The 3,385-nt window shown below is 69.3% G+C and carries 4 protein-coding genes and 1 pseudogene; all 5 read left to right on the top strand.

Going from position 1 to position 3,385, the window contains the following annotated elements:
• A pseudogene (locus tag AB4Z37_RS32835) lies at positions 1-86 on the top strand (autotransporter outer membrane beta-barrel domain-containing protein); the annotation flags it as partial.
• A 251-nt stretch (positions 87-337) separates the two neighbouring features.
• A complete protein-coding gene (locus tag AB4Z37_RS32830; RefSeq protein WP_441520855.1) occupies positions 338-1,009 on the top strand; it encodes an STN domain-containing protein in 672 nt (223 codons plus the stop codon).
• Complete coding sequence (locus AB4Z37_RS32825) at positions 1,006-1,560, top strand: RNA polymerase sigma factor (protein ID WP_441520854.1); 555 nt, start codon at positions 1,006-1,008, stop codon at positions 1,558-1,560. The genes AB4Z37_RS32830 and AB4Z37_RS32825 overlap by 4 nt, the downstream gene beginning before the upstream one ends.
• A complete protein-coding gene (locus tag AB4Z37_RS32820) occupies positions 1,557-2,573 on the top strand; it encodes a FecR family protein (RefSeq protein ID WP_441520853.1) in 1,017 nt (338 codons plus the stop codon). Before AB4Z37_RS32825 ends, AB4Z37_RS32820 begins: the two co-directional genes overlap by 4 nt.
• A 123-nt stretch (positions 2,574-2,696) precedes the next feature.
• The coding region (locus tag AB4Z37_RS32815; RefSeq protein WP_441520852.1) for a filamentous hemagglutinin N-terminal domain-containing protein at positions 2,697-3,385 on the top strand (689 nt) is incomplete at its 3' end.

Genomic DNA, 3,385 nt, shown 5'->3' with positions numbered 1-3,385 from the left:
GGTCGGCTGCGGCGACCTTCGAGGGCGAGTTCTCGAACGTCACACGCTCCTACGCCGGCAAGGGCGTCGTCCGCTACGGCTGGTAACGCGATCACGACAACGACCTGCGCTCCTCGAGGCCATCGGCCTGCGAGGAGCGCAGGTTTTTTATTGTCCAGGCCCGCTTGCGTGCGGAAGACACCAACGCCGTGGTCACGCGACTGTCATGCGCCAGCGCTACCTAATCCGGCCAAACAGGAGGTGACGCCCCGAGGCATCGCCCTTGGGTCCGGAAATGATGGCTGTGGTGTTATGTCCCCGGTGGGTGGGGCGCGTTGCCAAACCTTCGACCGCGTTGATGCTGGTCGGTTTGCTGGTCTCGATCGCCAGTGCGTTGCCGCGGACGCCTGCAGCCGCTGAACAGCGGATCACGTTCGATATTCCGGCCCAGCCGCTCGATGCGGCGCTCAGCGCGTACGGCGCGGCGACCGGCATCCAGCTTCTGTTCGATCCGGCGCTCACGGAAGGTCGGCGCGCAGCCAGCCTGAAGGGGACTTTCACCGCCGACGCGGCGCTTGGCCAGTTGCTCGCCGGCACCGGCATTGCCGCGCGCATGATCGGCGACCAGGGCTTCACGCTTGTCGCCATGCCGGTGAAAGGGCATGCGCGCGACAGCGGCGAGATGTCGCCGAGCGTGCGCCGCTTCCAGTCCTATTCGGCGACCTTGCAACGCGCGATGCGCAATGCGCTGTGCCGTTTCGGGGAGACGGCACCGGGCGCCTATCGCGTGCTGGCACAGGTGTGGATCGGGCCGTCCGGCGCGACCGAGCGCGCCGAACTGTTGACCTCGTCGGGCGATGCCGGCCGCGATGCGATGCTGGCGGCGAGCTTTCGCGGTCTGGCGCTGGGATCGCTGCCGCCGGTCGACCTGCCACAGCCGGTCACCCTGCTGATCACTTCGGAGGATGCCGCTGGTGGATACTGCGCCGCGCGGCAGCCGCCGGGCCATGGCCATGAGGCCAGGCGATGAGCGACACGCTGTTCTCGGCGCTGCGCCGTCTTCTGGTCGACGACTATGCCAGCCTGAAGGAGCGGCTCGGCCGTCGCTTCGGCTCGTTCGATTTCGCAAGCGAAGTTCTGCACGAGGCATGGCTGAAGCTGCAGCGCGGCGACAGCGCATCGGTCGCGGTGGTGCAGAATCCGAAGGCCTATCTCTACAAGGTCGTGCTCAATGTCGCGACCGATCGCCAGCGCGCCGAGCGGTCGCGCCTCGCCGCCACCGACGTCGAGGCCATTCACATGCGTGCCCAGGACGATCTCGACCCTGCGCGCATCGCCGACGCGCGCCTGCAGTTGCAGGCTCTCGCCGATGCCATCAACACGCTGCCGCCCCGCCGTCGCGAGGTCTTCGTTGCGGCGCGGCTGGAGGGCCTGCCCTACAAGATGATCGCCGCGCGCCTCGGCGTGACCGTGCGGGTCGTCGACCGCGAGCTTGCACTCGCGCTCGATCACCTCGACAAGGCCTGGAAAAATGACGACGACGAGGGTGGAACGGACGGTCGGGGACCGTCTCAGACATGACGCGATCGTTGATGGATGGACCGACCGACAAGATGCCCGAGCTGACCACTGCCGACAGGGCCGCGCTGCGGACCGAGGCGCTCGATTGGCTGCGCCGGCTTCACAGCGGCGAAGCCACGCCCGCGGACGCGGAGGCGCTGGAGCGGTGGCAGGCCCGCAGTCCGGCACACGCCCGCGCGTTCGCCGATGCTGCGTTGTTCTGGGGCGTTCTCGGCGACGCCGCCGGCCAGGCCGAGCGGGACCGGGTGGTTGCGATGCCCGCGCCCTGGCCGGATCGGCAACTCGCCCGGCGCGGCTTTCTCGTCGGCGGCGCGGCGCTCGCCGCCTCCGCGGCCGGTGTGCTGGTGGTGCGGCCGCCGCTCGCGCTGTGGCCTTCTGTCGCAGAGCTGGCTGCTGACTATCGCACCGGAACCGGCGAGCGGCAGCAGATCGAGATCGACAATGTCGCCGCGGTCGAACTCAACACGCGTACCAGCCTCGACCTGCGGCCGCCGCACGACGGCGATTCCCGGATCGAGCTGATCACCGGAGAAGCCGCGGTGTCGACGCGCGGCGGCGGCGATCGCGGGCTGGTGGTGATCGCCGGAAACGGCCGCGCGACATCGCGTGACGCGTCCTTCAACATCCGCAAGGACGGCGCCGCCGTCAGTGTGAGCTGCATCGCCGGCACGGTCGCGGTGACCTGCGCCGACCGCACCGTGGCGCTCCGCGCCGGCCAGCAGCTCGCTTATGACGCGCGGGGCGCAGGCGAGGTTGCCGCGACCGATCCCGAAGCGGTCACCGCCTGGAAGCGTGGCCTGCTGATGTTCCGCCGGGCGCCGTTGTCCCGCGTCATCGACGAGGTCAACCGCTATCGCCCGGGCCGGGTGATCCTGGTCGATGCGGCGCTTGGCCAGCGCCAGATCGTCGCCAATTTCCGGCTCGACCGCATCGAGGATGTCGTCGATTTCATGTCGAAGGCGATGGGTATTCGGGTGCGGTCATTGCCCGGCGGCGTCGTGCTGGTGGGGTGAGAGGCCCGTCCGGCGCCTCCGCTTCGGTGCGTTGCCAAAAAAAATTCCGGCACGCCGGTGGATTCGTCGAACCGCATCCGTCTTCGCAGCGGATCGACATCGATATCGCCGAGAGGACCAGGAATGCCCCATCGCCAAGCCGCCCGTGGTCGCCGTTCGCATCCGCGCCGCATGGCGCCACCTGCGCTGCTGCCGCGTATGCGCGTGTTGTCGCGCGCCGCCCTGCTGGCGGGCACGAGCGGGCTGGCACTGTTATCCGCTGCGGGTCCACTCGTGGCCGCGCAGCTCGGCGGCGGCGTCAGCGTGCCCACGGCCAGTTACACGGTGGATGCGGCGACGATGGCTGCGCAGCAGGCGGCGGCGACGGCCCAGCAGGGCCAGAGCGCCCTGCGCCGTTCCATCGAGGCGATCCAGGCGATGCAAGGCGCGCAGGCCGCTGCGCGGGCCGCGGCAGCCGCCGCTCAGCGCTCGACGACGCTGCCGCAGGTCGTGGTGCCCAACGGTCTTGCACCGGGCGGTCTGCAGGTCGTGCCCGGAGCTGCGCCGGGAACGGATCTGTGGAGGGGCGCGAACCTGCCGACCCAGGCCATGAATGGCGATCGCGTCGATGTCAATGTCCGGCAGACCGCGGCGCAGGCGGTGCTCAACTGGCAGAGCTTCAATGTCGGTGCGCGCACCACGCTGACCTTCGACCAGCAGGGCAATGCCGGCTGGACGGCGCTGAACCGCGTGACCGGGAATGTCGGCCCGAGCCAGATTCTCGGCAACATCCGTGCCAGTGGCCAGGTGCTGGTGATCAACCAGAACGGCAT

Origin of the sequence: Bradyrhizobium sp. 2TAF24 (assembly GCF_052115025.1) — a bacterium.
Taxonomy (GTDB): Bacteria; Pseudomonadota; Alphaproteobacteria; order Rhizobiales; family Xanthobacteraceae; genus Bradyrhizobium_A.
This window is presented reverse-complemented; position numbering and strand designations above follow the sequence as displayed.